We start from the raw sequence: 17,715 nt of genomic DNA on the forward strand, positions 1-17,715 counted from the left end.
TTAATCCTCATCTATACTATATATTATATGGCAGGCCCTACGACACTTCCTACTTGGATGACAACGTCACCGGCGGCTTCTGCTGGCCGTGGCAGTGGTACCACCGTCGACCCAAACCGCCGTATCAAACAAGGAATCTGGCTGTATTTCCTGCTGCTTATTTTTGAAGGGGGCTTGCGTAAGTGGATACTTCCGGGTCTGGCTACCCCACTACTCATCGTGCGGGACCCCATTGCCATCTGGCTGATTTATACCACGTGGCGCAAGGGTTTGCTACCCGCCAACATCTACCAGACGGTCATTATCATCATTGGCATTGTAGCCATCTTCACAGCCCTGCTGCTTGGCCATGGCAGCCTTGCCGTAGCCTTATACGGGGCACGCATCCTGCTTTTCCACTTCCCGCTAATGTTTGTCATCGGCCGAATCTTCAACCGGGCCGACGTAGTGCAGATGGGTAAGGCACTCATCTGGATTGCCATCCCTATGGCGGTGCTCATTACCATGCAGTTCTACAGCCCGCAGTCGGCGCTGGTAAACCGCGGGGTAGGCGGCGATATGGCCGGTGGCGGCTTCGATGGTGCTATGGGTTTCTTCCGTCCGCCGGGTACCTTCTCCTTTACCAACGGCGTCCACCTGTTTTTTGGCCTAGTAGCCTGCTTTGTCTGCTACTTCTGGATCAACAACGAAAACGTAAACAAGCTGGCTCTGATTGCCGCCACGGTAGGCCTGCTGGCTGCTATTCCGTTTTCTATCAGCCGCAGCCTGCTCATGTATGTGGCTGTGGCTTTTCTGTTTGGCGCCATCGGCATGGTGCGTAAGCCCGAATACGTCGGCCGGATTATCGCCATGGTACTGCTGGGGGTAGTGCTCATGGCCGTGCTGAGTCAGTTCAGTTTCATGCAAACACCCATCAAAGCCTTCACCTCACGTTTTGAAAATGCCAGTGATGCAGAAGGCGGCCTGAAAGGGTCGTTGGGCACGCGCTACCTGGGCGGCATGGTAGAAGCCGTAGCTGGCTCTTCCAAACAGCCCTTCTTCGGGTATGGCCTAGGTATGGGTACCAACGCCGGCAACAAGCTCCTTACCGGCGATACAATCGGCTACCTCATCTCCGAAGGTGAGTGGGGTAGGCTTATTGGCGAAATGGGGCCGCTGATGGGGCTAACTGTCATTTTTATCCGGTTGAGCCTGTGCGTTAAATTTACAGTGGCTGCCTACCGCCGCCTCACCCAAAACGATCTGCTACCCTGGATTCTGCTGGGGTATACGCTGCTTACCATTCCGCAGGCACAATGGGCTCAGCCCACTACCCTGGGTTTTTCTACCCTGATTGGGGGACTCATTTTGGCGGCTATGCGGCCCGGCGTGCGACTAGCACCGGTGCTGCGCCCGCCACTTTCCGCTGCTCAGGCCGCTTAACGTATGCGTATCATTTTACTCGGCAACTACCCGCTCGATGGCCAGGAAAGCATGGAGCGCTTTGCGCAGATGATGCAGCATGGCCTGCATCAGGCAGCGGTGCAAACGGAGCTGTGGCGTCCCATTCCGTTCTTTGGTGCCGGCGCCGGTTCCACCACTTCGGGCTTTCGGAAGTGGCTTGGCTATCTGGATAAGTGGATTGTCTTCCCGTTAGTAATCCGTTGGCGTTTGCGGCAGCAGAAATTACAGCAGCGTGATGTCTACTTCCATATCTGCGACCATTCCAACGCACCCTACCTCGCCCATTTGCCAGCGGCACGGGCGGGTATTACCTGCCACGATGTGTTGGCTATTCGGGGTGGCTTGGGCCACAGCGATGCCTATGTACCGGCTTCTCGCTTCGGACGTATTTTGCAGCAGTGGATTTTTGGGCGGCTGCGGCGCGCTCAGCGCCTCGCCGCCGTCTCGCAGCTTACCCTCGATCAGTTGCTGGAGCTAGATGGCCGCGCCGTTGCGCAGAAGCCTGCCAAGTGGCAGGTCATTCATAATGCATTCAATGCACCGTTTGCGGCCCTACCCCCAGCAGAGGCGTCCCCATTGGTGCTTCAGGCAGGTGTTCCGGCCGGGCAGCCCTTTTTGCTGCACGTAGGCTCCGGCCTAGCCCGCAAAAACCGCGGGCTACTGCTCAAGATGGTGCATGCGCTGGGCAACCGCTGGTCGGGCCTGATCTGCTTTGCCGGCGAAGCCCCCGACGAAGCGCTGCTGTCCCAAGCGGCCGCACTGGGCCTTTCCCAGCGCGTGGTGGCCGTAGCGCGACCCGATCATCAAACGCTGGTAGCGTTGTACAGCGCTTGCGCTGCGTTTATTTTTCCGTCGTACTCCGAGGGCTTTGGCTGGCCCGTTATTGAAGCGCAGGCCTGTGGCGCCCCGGTTATTGCCAGCAATATTGCTCCTATGCCCGAGGTGAGCGGGGGTGCTGCGCTGCACGCCTCACCCGATGATGCTGTTTCCTTTGCCGAGGCATTTCTTACGTTGCAGGACCCGGCTACGCGCCACGGCCTAGTGCAGCGCGGCTTTGCGAATTGCGCCCGTTTCGAACCCGCCCACATGACGGACGCCTACCTGCGCCTCTACGATTTGGCCTAGCACCTCCCCTAACCCTCTACCGTTTTGCTGCTCAAAATCCTTTCTTTTCTCCTACCCTGGCCCCTGCGGCGCCGGGCCTTAATGCGGTGGTTTGGCTACGAGATTCATCCTACCGCCCGTCTGGGCTGGGCTTGGGTATTTCCCACTAAGCTGATTATGGCCGAAAAGAGCCGTATCGACCACTTCACAGTGGCCATTCACCTGGATTTGGTACAGCTGGATGCTGAAGCTACTATTGGCCGTAGCAACTGGATTACTGGCTTTCCTTCGGATAGCGACTCTCCTCATTTTCGTCACCAAGCCGCTACCCGGCGGGCTGAGCTGCAACTAGGTAGGGCCGCGGCAGTTACCAAAAACCATCACTTGGACTGCACCAACAGCCTCACCATCGGTGCTTTTGCTACGGTGGCAGGCTATAACTCACAGTTTCTGACACACTCCATTAATGTGCTGGATAATCGGCAAGACAGTGCCCCCATTCATATCGGCGCCTATACGTTTGTGGGTACCAACGTGGTGGTGCTGGGCGGTGCCGTCCTACCCGATTACTGCGTGCTGGGCGCCAAGTCGTTGCTGAATAAAGCACACACTGCCGAATGGACGCTCTACGGCGGGGTGCCAGCCCGCGCCGTGAGCGAGCTACCCCGCACCGCGGCCTATTTCAACCGTTCCGAAGGCTTTGTGTATTAAGCCTGCTTTTCGCTTTGCCTCACCTGCCTCTGCTGCATGAATATTCTTTTTGTTGTTCCTTCTTATAAACCTGCTTACACCTATGGTGGCCCTATTGTGGTTATTGCCCTGTTGGCTGAGGCATTGGTTCGGCTTGGGCACACCGTAACAGTTTATACCACCACCGCCAATGGCAAAGAAGAACTAGATGTGCCCGTCGGTAAGCCGGTGAACGTGGATGGAGTGCAGGTGTACTATTTCAAGCGCGTAACCGGCGACCACACGCATGCTTCACCAGCCTTGTGGCAACACCTATATAAGAATGTCCGCGCTTTCGATGTGGTGCACATGCATTCCTGGTGGAACCTGCTCATTATCGGAGCGGCCTGGGTATGCCGCCTGCGCGGGGTGACGCCGGTATTGTCTCCCCACGGCATGTTCAGCAACTACATTCTGGACACCAACAACGCGGGCAAAAAGAAGTGGCTACACCGGCTGCTGGGCAAACGCCTGTTGCAGGGCACGTTCCTGCACGTTTCCACTGATATGGAGTGGCAGGAGTCGCACCGCGTGATTTCTAACTGGCCAGGCGCCATCATCCCCAACCCCGTTACGCTGGCCCAGCAGGAGCACCCCCGCAAGCAGCCTTCTTCGGAACTGGTGATTGGCTTTCTGTCGCGCCTCGACCCGAAGAAAGGACTGGATGTGTTGCTGCGGGCCCTGAGCAACGTGACGTTTCCCTTCCGCCTGCGTGTGGCCGGCGACGGCGACCCAGCCTATGTTCAGTCGCTGAAGGACTTGGCCAGCTCGCTGGGCATAGCCGAGCGCGTGGAATGGGTAGGGTGGAAAAAAGGCGAAGATAAGTTTGCCTACCTGGCCGGGGTAGACCTGTTTGCCCTCACCTCGCACAGCGAGAACTTCGCCATTGTGGTCATTGAGGCGCTGGCTGTGGGTACCCCCGTGATGGTGAGCGACCAGGTGGGCCTGCACAGCTTTGTAGCAGAGCACCAGTATGGCTGGGTGACACCGATGGACCTACCCACTATTTCCCGCACGCTTACCACTATTGCGCACGATACCACGGCCAGGGCCCGCATTACGGCCACGGCACCGGCCGCCATCCGGGCAGCCTACGACGATGCCCACCTCGCCCAGCAATATGTGGACCTCTACCAGAAGGTAGCCCTCTAACTCTCTCCCCGCTGATGAACGCTATTACGGTTATCCTGCTGACCCACAACGAAGAAAAGCACATTGCGCGCTGCCTGAAGAGTCTGGCGCCTATTGCGGCAGCAGTATTCGTTATCGACAGCTTTTCCACCGACCGCACCTGTGCTATTGCTCGCGAAATGGGCGCTCAGGTGTTTCAGAACCCGTGGGTGAACTACAGCACCCAGTTCAACTGGGCCCTGCAAAACTGCCCCATCCAGACGCCCTGGACCATGCGCATGGACTGCGACGAGTATCTGCTACCCGAGCTTATCACAGAGATTCAACAGAAGATTCCCGTTGCGCGTCCCGAGGTAGGCGGCTTCATCATCAAACGCCGCGTGTATTTCATGGACCGCTGGATCAAGCACGGCGGCTTCTACCCGCATCGGTTGTTGCGCATCTGGCGCACCAATACGGCTACCCTCGAGGACCGCTGGATGGACGAGCACGTGGTACTGGAAGCCGGCACCACGGAGGCCCTCACGCACGATATGGTGGATCATAACCTGAATGATCTGACATGGTGGATCAACAAGCACAACCACTACGCTACCCGCGAGATGCTGGATTTGCTTGCTATTCACAATAAGACCACTTCGGCACAGAACGTAGACGCTTCTCTTAGCGGCGAGCAATACTCCCGCAAGCGCTGGGTGAAAGAGAAGCTGTACAGCCGGATTCCACTGTTCGTGGGACCCTTCTTTTATTTCCTGTACCGCTACTTTCTACTGCTGGGCTTTCTGGACGGGAAGCCGGGCCTTATCTGGCACTTTCTGCAAGGCTTCTGGTACCGCTTTCTGGTCGATGCCAAACTGTATGAGCATCGGCTGCGCGCGCCCAAATCATAGTCCCTACCCTAGCCTTACCTCTGCATGACAACAACCGACCTATCCACCTTCAGCGTAGGCACCTACCGGGCCGGCCCAACCTGGAAGGTAGCGCTGTGGTATCCCATCAACTATTTCATTTTTGACACTGCCATACCATGGCCCTACGCCATCAAGTCGGCGTTGCTCCGCTTGTTTGGAGCCCAAGTAGGCAACGGACTTGTGATTAAACCCAACGTACGCATCAAGAACCCTTGGCGTTTGCGTATTGGGCACCACTGTTGGATCGGCGAGTCGGTGTGGATTGACAACTTGGCTGATGTAACTATCGGTAACCATGTGAGCATCTCGCAGGGAGCCTTATTACTCACTGGCAACCACGATTACACGCGCAGTAGCTTTCCTTACCGTCTCGGACCTATTACTCTGGAAGACGGTAGCTGGGTAGGCGCCCGGGCCGTTGTATGCCCTGGGGTTACTTGCCACTCTCATGCTATTCTAACAGTTAACTCTGTTGCCTCGCGTTCATTAGATGCATGGGGCATCTATGCCGGTAATCCGGCTTCCTTCATCCGGCAACGTGTAATGCAGGAATAGCTACCTTTCTCCCTCATACATACGGCCCGAGCGCAACATAAAATAACGTGTTGCGCTCGGGCCGTATGCATTTGTCGATTGATTACGAGAGTGATTTTCAAAGCTGGTTTTGGGTGCTAAATAAATCCAGTTATCCGAGATAAATCAAATAGCTCTCTCATTCATGAAATTGTAACAAAATATCTACATGTGTTTATGCTAATAGGCGCATATAGGCTATTTAATTAGAATATGGAACACATTTAAATTCATAAAATTGAATAAAAACATGTGTATACACATGTTATTTAATTATTCATTTCGCTGATAATTCTTTAATATATTATACTTTTTGTTGCAAACTCACATCTAAATTATAGCCATAACAAACTATCTGTCAGTATATTTGTCAAAACCAATCAATCTCAAACATAAACAATATTCAATGTTTAGGAGATTTCCGATCCTTGCGTTTCACGCATTTTTATTAGCACTATTTGTAGCTAATAAAACAACCGCTCAAACTAAAATCCAATTTACATTAGGACAAAATTCAATTACCAGTGCCGGAGCATATGCGCCGGATGGTACTTTAATTCGAACCTTATGGAGCGCTGTTCCGTACGCAGCCGGCAATCATACCGCTTCATGGGACGGGAAAGACGATAATGGCCAAGCAATGGCGCAAGGCTCTTATCAAATTCGGGTGCTGTCGCACAATATGCAGTATCGGTGGGATGGTGCAATTGGCAATACTTCGCTGGCTCAATCAGGACCGCGCGTATTTCAAGGCTATTTGCCGATTCGTGACATCGCTGTTACCGACACAGCAGCCTACTATGTCACGGGATTTAATGAAGGGCAGAACAACCTACACCGATTCTCGCATCGCAATACCCGGACGCAGTATAATGTAGGCCGCGTAGATGGCTTTACGGCCTTAACGCTGTTGGACACCGATGGTACTAACTTATATATCGCCAACAACGAAGGGGGCGTATATACTGGTGGTCGGGCTTCCTTTATTTATGCCCGCCGCATAAGTGATAACGCAGAGGTACGCTTTGCTGCTGGCCAGGAAGTACGCCTGAATAATAACTATCCTGATCAATACTACACTAGTGTATTAGATCTGGATCAAACCAGTACGGCTCTCTCTACTACAGGCATCACCGTTCTTTCTAATGCTGCTACCGGGCTGGCAGTACAAAAGAAAGGGCAACTTCTGGCAGTAGCCCACCGCAACCAGCATATCATCCGCCTATTTGATAAAACCAGCGGCCAGCTACTGCGCACAATCAATACGGCTAGCCCCGGCTCGCTCAGCATGACCCCCAATGGCGACCTGTGGGCCATAAGCGGCACTAGCGTGGTGCGCTACACTAACCTAAGCAGCAATCCCACCGTGGCAGCCACCATCACGGGCCTTAGCAAGCCGTTGGCCCTTGCCACCGACCCCACCAATGAAGACATTGTGCTAGTAGCCGATGGTGGATCGAGCCAGCAGGTGAAAGCCTTTTCTGCGGCTGGTGGTTCGCTGTGGACGTACGGACAAGCCGGTGGCTACCCTGCCAATGGCAGCGACGTCCGGAATGACAAACTGTGGTTCCACCATTCAGTGCTAGGTGAAACAACCTTCGTCACGATACTACCTGACCACTCCTTCTGGGTAGGCGACATAGCCAACAGCCGCTGTTTGCACATCTCGGCGGCTCGCACCTACCAGGAGCAGATTATGTATCAGCCCCACTCCTACGCTACCTCAGTTGATGCAAACAACCCAACACGGGTTTTTAATGAATTCCTGGAATTCAAAGTTGATTACAGCAAGCCGCTGGGCGAGTCGTGGACCCTGGTAAAAAACTGGCGTGCAGGCTTATCTACCGATTACGTTGGATTTTTCCAGGGCGTCCGGCAGGTAGCAACACTCTCCAATGGGCGTACATACGCTCTGTTACGCAACATCAGTCAGGATTATATGGAGGTAGCCGAGTTGGCTGGCACGAAGTTACGCCCTACGGGTATCAAACCAGCCCGCACTACGGATGAAGCAGCTAGCCTGATGGCAGATGGCTCTCTTAACCTCGCTCCTTTCAACCCACGCCCAGGCACTACTGTTACCTGGTATACCCGTCCTCTAAGCGGCTTCGATGCGGCCAATAATCCGCAATGGGGCACACCAATAGCACTGGCCAGCACGCCAGTAGGCACTACCGACCCCGTGTCGCGCACTGGTGGCATTGGCGACATTGCTACCCCTATCACTTCATCAAAAGTTGTGGTATCGCTTGATTACTCGAAGAACAACGGCTGGCACTTGGGCGGTTTGTTACAGGGAAGCAACAAGTGGCTTTGGAAAGCCAGCCCCACGGGCCCGCTGAACGGCAAAGGCAATTATGACATTGGCAATGGCGTGCAATACGGCGGCAACACGGTGTTGTCCACTGACCGTCATATTCTGTATGGGTACCACGGCGAGTTCTGGAATAACGCGCAGGCAGGTCAGTTCATGCACTTCTACGACAACGGTCTGTTTGTCGGTCAGTTTGGTGAAACCACCAAAAACCACGACGCCCGCGAAGGTGTCATTGCCGGTTCAGCAGGCAACGCCGTCTCTCCTGATTTGGCTTCTGTGAACGGCGAGACCTACCTGTGGGTGAATGACGAAGGTGGTCACGGTCCGCAACGGTGGCACTTGGTTGGCACTGGCACAGTACAGGAAGCCAAGGGCACAGGCAGCCTAGGGGGCACTATTGTAGTAGCAGCGCCCACTGCCACTTTCCCGCAGCAACTAACAGCCGTACCCGGCGAATCAACCTTACAACTGAGCTGGCAGCCTGTACCCAACGCCACTAGCTACACGGTATCGTACTCTACTACCCCTGGGGGACCATATAGCACAGTTACTCGCATTGGCAGCACTGGCTATACGCTTCCAAATCTGACAAATGGCATTCCTTATTATGTATCGGTGGCTGCACAATTGGCAGCGGGTGCCGGACCAGCATCAGCGGAAGTGATGGCTACACCACTTGCACCAAACGCAAGTGTGCAAGCCGTTGGACACCAAGCCAGCAACAGCACCGAGTTTGTGGTAGACCCCTCGGCGCCAAGCAAAAACAGTTCTTCCTTGCAGCTACAAGCCCCTCTGCGTTACGTGTCGGAGCCGCTGGCACTCACTAAGGTAGGTCGCAAAGGCTACGTGCTCTTCAACTGGAACAGTGATGGCAGCGACAATACCAATGTGCTGGCACCTTTCAAAGTAAGCAAAGGCAGTGGTTGGCGCGTCGATACGTACCTGAAGTTTAAGTTTCAGGTAAATGGCACCTCAGGCAAAGATGCTGGCCTGTATAGCAACCCAGCAGGCAAGATTACAATTGATGTGACTGACGACAACTGGCACTATGCCACGGTATTCTGTCCTGCTCGGTTTGATGACGCTCGTAACTTCTCCATATCGCTGGCTCCCGTTTCCCAGAATGGTCCTGCTGCACGATATACAGTGCAAGAAACCATGGGGCAGAACCACGTTTTCCAGTTCCGTTTCAAGGGTGCTGTCGCACTCACTGTGGACAATGGACAAACAGGCGCCGTTGGCATAGTACAGGCCATTTTCTTGGACAGCGACACGGTAGCTGCCGCTGTGCCTACTCCCGTGGCTGCGCCCGTAGTAGCCCCAGCACCTCCACAGGTAGCCAGCTTCACTTTAGTAAATGCTGACAACTCCCAGGATATTAGAACGCTGACTAGTGGCGAGACGCTGGATCTGGCTACCCTGCCCACCAAGAACCTGGCTATCCGCGCCAATACAGGTTCTTCTACAGTAGGTAGCGTCGCACTTAAGCTCACAGGCACGCTTTCCAAAGAAACGGTTGATAATACATCGCTTTACACCTTGTTCGGCGACGATAACGGCCGTTACACTCCCTGGGTACCACAGGTAGGCACGTATTCGCTCACGGCTACGGCCTACTCGGCCGGGCAGGCTGGAGGTACGGCCAGCGCGCCACTGGCCATTAATTTTAGCGTTGTGAACAAGGTGGCTGCTCCGGCTGTGGTGCCCGCTGCTCAGCAGGTAGTAAGCTTTACGCTGGTAAATGCCGATAACTCGCAGGACATTAAAACCTTCGTAAATGGCGAAACTATCAATCTAAGCACGTTGCCGACAAAGAATCTGGCTATCCGTGCCAACACCAACCCGGTTACTGTGGGTAGCGTGGTGATTAAGATGAGTGGCACACTTAGCAAGCAGGTGACGGAGAATATCCCTTTCTACACTTTGTTTGGTGACAACAATGGCCGCTATACTCCCTGGGTGCCGCAGGTAGGCACGTACTCGCTCACGGCTACTGCTTACTCAGCCGGGCAGGCTGGTGGCACGGCCAGCGCTCCGTTTGCTATTAGCTTCACGTTTGCGAATACGGCTGCTAGGCCTGCTGAAAGCATCACGGCCATCAGCACGCCAACCATAAGCACAGGTTCCGTGATACACCGTATCAACGCCGGTGGGAAGCAGGTATCGACAGATCGAGGCGTGTTTGCCGCCGATAAATACTACGTGCCCGCTCCAGGGAACACGGCTGCTGTTACTGGTAACATTGCTGGTACAATAAACGACGCACTATATCAGACAGAGCGCTACGGCACCAACGGTACTTTCCGGTATGCCCTACCCGTGACCAACGGACAATACACCGTTGTGCTACACTTTGCCGAAACCTTCTGGTCGGAAGCTGGCAGACGCGTGTTTGATGTTACGCTGGAAGGTAATAAGGTGCTCGACAACTATGACATCTACCGCAAAGTGGGGCGCTACACCATGAAGACGGAAACCTTCACAACTACGGTGAAAGACGGCTCGCTCAACATTGATTTCAGCGCCCTGAAATCGGATGGTGGATCGGATCAGCCGCAAGTGTGCGCCATTGAGGTGCTATCGACCAGTACTACCTTGGCAGCTACCGCCAGCACGCAGTACGCCGTGGCAGCAGAACCTACTTCGGCTGCCGCACCCGTCCTGACTGCTATTACGCTTTCTGCCTACCCCAACCCTACCCCCGATGGGCAGGTGACTATTACGCTGCCTGAACCGCAGACCGGCGAGGTATGGTACACTTTGTTTTCGGCCACAGGCAGTGCCGTTTCGGGAGGCAAGGCCTCGCTGGGCGCCTTTGGCAGCGAGCTGAAGCTGGATCTAGGACGCGGCATGAAACAGCCGGGCACCTACTACCTCTGGCTGCAAAGCAAAACCTGGCAGTCGCGCTTCAAGATTGTGCGGCAATAATGCTCTGTCTTTCCCCCACATACACTCGGCAGAGAATATGTGGGGGAAACAGAAACAGTTCGGGCCTACTGGTGGTATTGAGTGTAGTATGCACGAATCAACTTCTTCCTTCGATACCGTTGTAATTGGCGCCGGACCGGTGGGCTTGGCCTGTGCCCTCGAAATCCAGCGCCGGGGCTTTACCGTGTGCGTGGTGGATAAGGGCGCCTTGGTTAACTCTGTGGTAGGATATCCCAACCAGATGGAGTTCTTCTCTACCCCGGAGCTGCTGGAGATTGGGGGCTACCCCATGCCAACCAACCACTACAAGCCACTCCGCGAAGATGCCCTCGACTACTACCGTCGGGTGGCCCAGGCGGAGAAACTCACGCTTCGGCTCTATGAGCGAGTAATAGGGCTGGAAGGCGAAGAAAACCACTACGAGGTAGTAACTACCAAAGGGCGCATTGCCACTCGGTTTGTGGTGGTGGCTACCGGCTTCTTCGATGTGCCGGTGAAGATGAACGTGCCGGGCGAGGACTTGCCCAACGTGAGCCACTACTACAAAGAGCCGTACACACACGTCGACCAACGGGTGGTGGTGGTAGGGGCCAGAAACTCCTCAGCCAAAGCCGCCTTGCAACTGCTGCGCGCCGGTGCGCATGTTACCATGGTAGTGCGTAGCGCCGAGTTGTCGCCGTCAGTGAAGTACTGGATACGACCAGATCTGGAAAATCGCATTAAAGAAGGGCGCATCAAAGCATACTTCAATGCAACGATTCAGGAAATCCGCCCCACTGAGGTGGACATAGCCACGCCGGAAGGCTTAATTACATTGCCCACGGATTTCACCTATGCCCTCACCGGCTACCGCCCCGACTATTCGCTGTTAGATGCCTTGGGCATCAGCACGCAAGACGACGCGGCACGTACGCCTACCCACAACCCAGACACGTTTGAGACCAACCGCCCCGGCGTGTATATGGCTGGCACTGTGTGCGGTGGCCTGAATACCAGCCGCTGGTTTATTGAAAACGGCCGCTACCATGCAGCCGTTATTGCGGCTCACCTGGCTGGCGAGGCGGCTCCGGCTACTCCACAGGTTCTTCAGCCGGTGCAAATGTCGAAGTAGCAGCTTATGTAAGTAAAAAAAGCCGGTTCCAGGTAGCTGGAACCGGCTTTTTTATGACTTTTTAGTAGTGCTTAGGGAAACTTAACACCCCGATAATCCAGCGGATTGAGTTGGGGGACGCTGGCGTTGTACTTCGCGTTGATGGCCTTAATCATCTCATTGGCCACAATGGCATACCCGCGGGGTGTGAGGTGCACGCCATCCAGCGAGAACAGGTTGCCACTGATGAAACCGGCGTTGTTGGGTACGCCATTCACAACCACGCCACCGGCTGCCACCCGGGTTAGGAAAGCATTAGCATCAAAGTAGGCCAGCCCTTTGCGGTCGGCGCTTGCCTTGATGATATTGTTGAGCGCTGTGGTGCGGTTATTCACGGCTGTTACTTCGGCAGCATCTAGCACAAGGGCGTTAGCCAACGGGTTGGCAGCAGCAGCCAGCAGCGCCGCAGTGGCAGCCGGTGCACCAGGAATTTCCAGGCCAATACCATTTGGGAAGGGGCTGGTAGCGCTTGGCGTATTGATAACCGAACGGGCGGGCAGTAGAATTAAGTCACTAGCCGTTGCCAACCGAACAGGTGTAGTGGTGCTGCTGGTGCGCACGTACAGTGCAAAGCGGGTACCGGCCGGTAGCGCGGGCAACCCCAACGCCTGCGCAATGAGCGGGGCCTGTGCAGCCGGAATAGGGGTAGCATTCACCTGCGCAATAACCGCTGCCGTAGAAATAGTGGTGAACAGCGGCGTGCTGGTAACGCTCGGAATATTTGCCACAATTCCCTTGGCATCGTTCTGCGTCAGGGCATCAACCACTTGGTTGTACTTGGTAGTAAACTCCGCATCCGGGGTGAGCGGAGCGCTAGTACCACCCGAGCTGGCATACCCTAACACGTCATTGTTACCCAGCCAGTTAGAAAAGAAGGTAGGCTTGATAGTGGCCACTCGCTCTTGCACATATTGTAAGTAGCTGGCCGGCGAGTTGCTTAGCAGGCGCTCGAAGTACGGGTTGAAGCCCAGCGGGTTATTCAGACCATAACCATTCGTGGTTACATCGGCCACCCGAATACCGGGCACGCCCAGGTTTTGGTTGGCAGCGGCATTGGCAGGCTTGGCAAGCAGCGGCGTTTTGGTATCGGCTCCGGTGCCTACTACTGCTCCTGGCGCTCTATTGGCAATCTGCGGGTTGTTATTGGCATCAATACCCGCGAGGTAGAGGTAGCCCGAGCCATTCGCCTGGGCTTCTGTAAACAGCGGCTGCACAAAGTCGCCGCCGCCTACCGCCCGGAACTGCTGGGCCAGCATGGCGGGGTAGGAGTTCTGCTGACCTTCCAGGTACAAACCATTATCAGAGAAGCCAGCCGTGAGCGAGTTACCCACGGCAATGTAGCGGGAGAAATCGGCGGTGCCGGCGCTGGTTTTTACTTCGTCTTCCAGGTCGGGCTGGCAGGCAGTGAGGCCGAGCCCTAGCAGCGCCAGAAACGGCACTACTCTACGAAATGTAATCGTATACATGTGTTCAGAACGGGAGGTGGGAAATTAGAAAGTGTAGTTCAGGCCCAGGCCCGGAATCACGATATTGGTTTTGTAAGTACCTGCTACCCGGTCGGTGGTGCCGTTGTTGACCAGATCGGCCTGGGTTTCGGTGCGCTTCTGAATGCGGATAAACTGCCCCGAGAGGTCCAGGCTGAACTTGCCGAACGCATAGGAAGCACCCACGGTACCGCTTACGCGGTCGTTGTCGGGGGTTTCGGGCGTCACGTAGCCGTCGGGCACGGGCGTCATGTCGTAGGAGCCGCCGGCGCGCACCGTCAGGCCACTGGTGAGCTTGTACTGGCCGCCCAGGCGGAACGTGAGAGCATCCTGGTAGTTGCGCTTGGAAACGCTGGTGGTTTGTCCGTTGATCTGCTGGTCGAAATCGAAACGCAGCTCGCGGTACTTGCTCCACTGCACGAAGTTCACATCGAAGCCAATAGTCAGGTTTTCGTTGGGCATCACGCCAATACCTACCGAGGTGGTAGCGGGCAGCGGCAGGGTAGCGCCAAACTTGGTAGCCTGGAAACGGCTTCGGAATGATTCCGGAATGTTGGTGAACGTCACGTCGCCGTCGTTGTCCACCACGGCGTCGATTTTGGAGCGGTGGCTGATGCCGATGCTCAGCTTATCCGAAGGCTTATAATAGATGCCCGCGTTGAAGCCCAGCTTGGTTTTGGCTTTGCCATCCAACTCAATGTGGCCGTAGGAGTCGGGTAGGGCAATGTCGCGCTGGAGGTTTACGGCACCGTAAGCCAGCACCACCAGGCCAGCACCTACGCTCAGCTCGTCGGTGATGGCGTAGCTGAAAGTAGGCTGCACAAACACAGATTTCAGGTCGATATCCGTGAGGGCAGTGCGGCCTTCCCAGCCATTGGCGTAGCCCAGCTTACTGCCAAAAGGCGTGTACACGGCAATGCCCGCCCGAAACTTGCCCTCGGCCGGCCCAAAGCCCGCGTACAAGCTGAACGGCGTGACAACGCTGTTGCGCAGCTCGCGCTGCATGTTGCTCCCCTCGGCCACAAAAGCGTTGCGGGCAAGCGTAACGTTGCCGCCCAGCTGCACGCCCCGCTCCCGCACCATGGCCAGCGCGCCAGGATTGTAGAACATAGCGGCCTGATCCAGCGACAGGCCTACCCCTACGCCGCCCATGCCGTTGTTTTTGATACCAGCCAACGTGACCTGGTAGCCACCGGCCACAGCACTGCCCGTACCGGCAAGCAGCGCACCACTCACGAGGAGTAAAGATTTAAGCTTCATACAGTGATAAAAAGGTGAGATTTTGAAGAGAGCAGAATCGGAAATCAACGCAACTAAATGTAGAAAGAAAACCCGGATAAAGTATGCTTGCCGAGTAGTTTGCGTTTTCTCGAAATCGTTTTCGCTATTGGGCTGCAAAGCAACAAAAAGCCTACCGTTCTTGCTATATGTTCCTGACCTTCCCGGTGTGCATATCCAAGACGTGGCCCTGCACCAGCACATGCACGTGCAGGCCGAGCATACTCACAGGCTCGCCCTGCGCTATCTGATTGAGAGTAGAGCCGTGCAGGTGCCGGCCATCCAGTACTATCACTTGCCCGTAGCCAAATACCTCGGCCTGCTGCCCATGTCGAATTATGATACCCGTTTCCTCACCCAGCCCCAGACCCAGATATGAGGTGTGCGCGAGCACGGCATGGGCCAGGCGCCCAAACCGGCCACGCTCCACAAAATGCTGATCAATCAGCAGATGCGGCAACAGGCCCAGGCCCGGCAGCACCTCGATGCCGCCCTTGCGCAGGGCCCGCCACCCCTGCCCGCCTACCAGCATATGGGCGGGTAGGGCCGCCGCACCGGCACTGGTACCCGCCACCAGGAACGCGGCATCGGTCTGGAAGCGGTAGCGCAATACGCGTAGAAACTCGGTATCGGCCAGAAAATCGGTAATGCGCTCCTGGTCGCCGCCCGTGAAGAACACTAGCGCGGCCTGCTGCAGGCGACGCAGGGTAGCGGGGTGGTCGGCGGGGTGGTGCTCGTCGATGGCCAAGTGCTGCACGTGCTGGCAGCCTAGCTCGCGCAGGACCTGCTCGTAGGCCGCCGCCGTGGCAGCCACGTCGCGCGAGGCCGTGGTGATGATTTCAACAGGTAGCTTCGGCGACGGAAGCAGGGTGCACAGCTGGGCCAGTAGAGCATCATCGTCGCCCCCACCAAAGGCTACAAGGGTTCCGAGCGGAAAGTCAGATGAAAGCATTCAGGGCAGGTAGAGAAAGCCCAAAAATAGTGGGCAACAACGTAAGGCAGGCGCTTAGCCAACCCGTGAAAACGGGACGAATCAATTCGCAGCTGGCTGGCAAGCTCCCGGGAAGTACGCGAAGCGAACAGCCAAGGACGCACCATTTATAAAAAAATAGGCTTTAAGGGTGCCAAACGCCACAGTTAACCGGCCGTATTCTTCTACTTTTGCGCGTTCAATTGTACCAAACGTCGTTGCCTAGCGAAAAACGCCTCCCCTTAGTTATTGTATGAATCAGCACCCGACCACCGAGTTCATTACGTCCCTGATTCAGGAGGGCGAGTTTTTCAAACTCAAGGAAGTATTAAAAAAGTTTGAGCCGGGCGAGGTAGTCGAGCTGATTGAGGAAGAGGAAGAGCGCGAACAGCTGATTATCTTCCGTCTGCTGCCGTTGGAACTGGCTACGCAGGTGTTCGAATACCTCGACCTGGATATTCAGCGGCATTTTCTGGCCAACCTGGCGCAGGACAAGATTACGGACATCCTCAACGAGATGTCGCCCGACGACCGCACGGCCCTGCTGGAGTTTCTGCCCGACGAGCTGGTGCGGGAGCTGATTCAGACCTTGTCGGAGCCGGAGCGCAAGGTAACGCTGGAGTTGCTGGGCTACCCCGAGTACTCGGTGGGCCGCCTGATGACGCCCGACTACATTGCTATTCGCGAGAACTGGACCGTGCAGCAGGTGCTGGACTACATCCGCCGCCACGGCGGGCAGTCAGAAACCCTGAGCGTGCTGTACGTGACCGACAGCCGCGGCCGGCTGATTGATGATATCCGCATCCGGGAGTTTCTGCTGGCCGACCCGCAAACCCGCGTGAACGAGCTGATGGACAACCGCTTCGTGCACTTGCAAACCATGCAGGACCAGGAAGAAGCCATTGAAGTGTTTCGGCGCAACGACCGCGTGGCCCTACCCGTGGTGAACAGCGACGGTATTTTGTACGGCATCGTCACCATCGACGACATCCTGGATATTCGGGAGGAAGAAGATACCGAGGACATCCAGAAGCTGGGTGGTTCGGAGGCCCTGGATGAGCCCTACCTCACTATCTCGCTCGCCAAGATGATTCAGAAGCGGGCCGGCTGGCTGGTTATTCTGTTTCTGGGCGAGATGCTGACGGCCACAGCCATGGGCTTTTTTGAGGGTGAGATTGAGAAGGCGGTGGTGCTGGCGCTGTTTGTGCCGCTCATTATTTCCAGCGGTGGCAATGCTGGCTCGCAGGCTACCTCGCTTATCATCCGGGCCATGTCGCTGGGCGAGCTGACGGTGGGTGAATGGTGGAAAGTGATGCGCCGGGAGTTGCTGTCGGGGGCGTTGCTAGGTGGTATTCTGGGTGCAGTAGGCTTTCTGCGCATCCTGCTGTGGCAGCAAACGGGCTTCTATGACTACGGTCCGCACTGGTTTCTGGTGGGCTGCACGGTAGGGTTGTCGTTGGTGGGCATTGTGCTGTGGGGGTCGTTGTCGGGCTCTATGCTGCCGCTGCTGCTCAAGAAGCTGGGCTTCGACCCGGCCACATCGTCGGCGCCGTTTGTGGCTACGCTGGTCGACGTGACGGGGCTGATTATCTACTTCTCGGTAGCCACGCTGTTCCTGAGCGGCACATTGTTGTAGGAAGGGGTAGGGGCGGCTTGCAGCCGCCCCTCGTTGACAGAAAATGCGCCGCAAGGATTTT

At 55.8% G+C, this 17,715-nt stretch carries 12 protein-coding genes and 1 pseudogene; 10 read left to right on the plus strand and 3 right to left on the minus strand.

From position 1 onward, the window contains the following. Nucleotides 1-57: 57 nt before the first annotated feature. The 9 genes and pseudogenes from H8B15_RS05235 to H8B15_RS05270 all read left to right on the plus strand — a co-directional run bounded on the left by H8B15_RS05235 (nucleotide 58) and on the right by H8B15_RS05270 (nucleotide 12,247). Entirely contained in the window at nucleotides 58-1,422 is a 1,365-nt protein-coding gene (locus tag H8B15_RS05235) for a hypothetical protein (RefSeq protein ID WP_187318619.1), read from the plus strand. 3 nt (nucleotides 1,423-1,425) lie between these two features. Further along, nucleotides 1,426-2,568, plus strand: a complete 1,143-nt coding sequence (locus tag H8B15_RS05240; protein WP_216859078.1) for a glycosyltransferase family 4 protein — start codon at nucleotides 1,426-1,428, stop codon at nucleotides 2,566-2,568. A 24-nt stretch (nucleotides 2,569-2,592) separates the two neighbouring features. Next, on the plus strand, nucleotides 2,593-3,258 hold the full coding sequence (locus H8B15_RS05245) for an acyltransferase (protein WP_187318620.1): 666 nt from the start codon (nucleotides 2,593-2,595) through the stop codon (nucleotides 3,256-3,258). A gap of 36 nt (nucleotides 3,259-3,294) precedes the next feature. Continuing rightward, a complete protein-coding gene (locus H8B15_RS05250) occupies nucleotides 3,295-4,428 on the plus strand; it encodes an XrtY-associated glycosyltransferase XYAG1 (RefSeq protein WP_187318621.1) in 1,134 nt (377 codons plus the stop codon). A 14-nt stretch (nucleotides 4,429-4,442) separates the two neighbouring features. Beyond that, nucleotides 4,443-5,297 carry a glycosyltransferase family 2 protein gene (locus H8B15_RS05255; protein WP_187318622.1) on the plus strand — a complete coding sequence of 285 codons (855 nt, stop codon included), beginning with the start codon at nucleotides 4,443-4,445 and terminating at the stop codon, nucleotides 5,295-5,297. A gap of 24 nt (nucleotides 5,298-5,321) precedes the next feature. Continuing rightward, nucleotides 5,322-5,873, plus strand: a complete 552-nt coding sequence (locus H8B15_RS05260) for a WcaF family extracellular polysaccharide biosynthesis acetyltransferase (protein WP_187318623.1) — start codon at nucleotides 5,322-5,324, stop codon at nucleotides 5,871-5,873. Between the two features lie 424 nt (nucleotides 5,874-6,297). Then, nucleotides 6,298-6,555: pseudogene (locus tag H8B15_RS21355) on the plus strand (FlgD immunoglobulin-like domain containing protein); the annotation flags it as partial. Nucleotides 6,556-6,648: 93 nt separating this feature from the next. Then, nucleotides 6,649-11,136, plus strand: a complete 4,488-nt coding sequence (locus H8B15_RS05265) for a malectin domain-containing carbohydrate-binding protein (RefSeq protein WP_246455322.1) — start codon at nucleotides 6,649-6,651, stop codon at nucleotides 11,134-11,136. 88 nt (nucleotides 11,137-11,224) lie between these two features. Continuing rightward, nucleotides 11,225-12,247: a YpdA family putative bacillithiol disulfide reductase gene (locus H8B15_RS05270; protein ID WP_187318625.1), complete on the plus strand. Its 1,023-nt coding sequence runs from the start codon at nucleotides 11,225-11,227 to the stop codon at nucleotides 12,245-12,247. Between the two features lie 71 nt (nucleotides 12,248-12,318). Here H8B15_RS05270 and H8B15_RS05275 read toward each other — a convergent pair whose 3' ends face one another. The 3 genes from H8B15_RS05275 to H8B15_RS05285 form a co-directional block, all read right to left on the minus strand. Next, complete coding sequence (locus H8B15_RS05275; RefSeq protein ID WP_187318626.1) at nucleotides 12,319-13,752, minus strand: SGNH/GDSL hydrolase family protein; 1,434 nt, start codon at nucleotides 13,750-13,752, stop codon at nucleotides 12,319-12,321. A 24-nt stretch (nucleotides 13,753-13,776) separates the two neighbouring features. Further along, nucleotides 13,777-15,030, minus strand: a complete 1,254-nt coding sequence (locus tag H8B15_RS05280; protein WP_187318627.1) for an OmpP1/FadL family transporter — start codon at nucleotides 15,028-15,030, stop codon at nucleotides 13,777-13,779. 163 nt (nucleotides 15,031-15,193) lie between these two features. Beyond that, nucleotides 15,194-16,000, minus strand: a complete 807-nt coding sequence (locus tag H8B15_RS05285; RefSeq protein WP_187318628.1) for a cyanophycinase — start codon at nucleotides 15,998-16,000, stop codon at nucleotides 15,194-15,196. Between the two features lie 271 nt (nucleotides 16,001-16,271). On the opposite strand from H8B15_RS05285, the gene mgtE reads away from it, so the two are divergent. Continuing rightward, nucleotides 16,272-17,654, plus strand: a complete 1,383-nt coding sequence (mgtE, locus tag H8B15_RS05290) for a magnesium transporter (protein ID WP_187318629.1) — start codon at nucleotides 16,272-16,274, stop codon at nucleotides 17,652-17,654. The last annotated feature ends 61 nt before the right edge of the window (nucleotides 17,655-17,715 follow it).

This window comes from Hymenobacter citatus, from assembly GCF_014333615.1.
GTDB classification, from domain to species: domain Bacteria; phylum Bacteroidota; class Bacteroidia; order Cytophagales; family Hymenobacteraceae; genus Hymenobacter; species Hymenobacter citatus.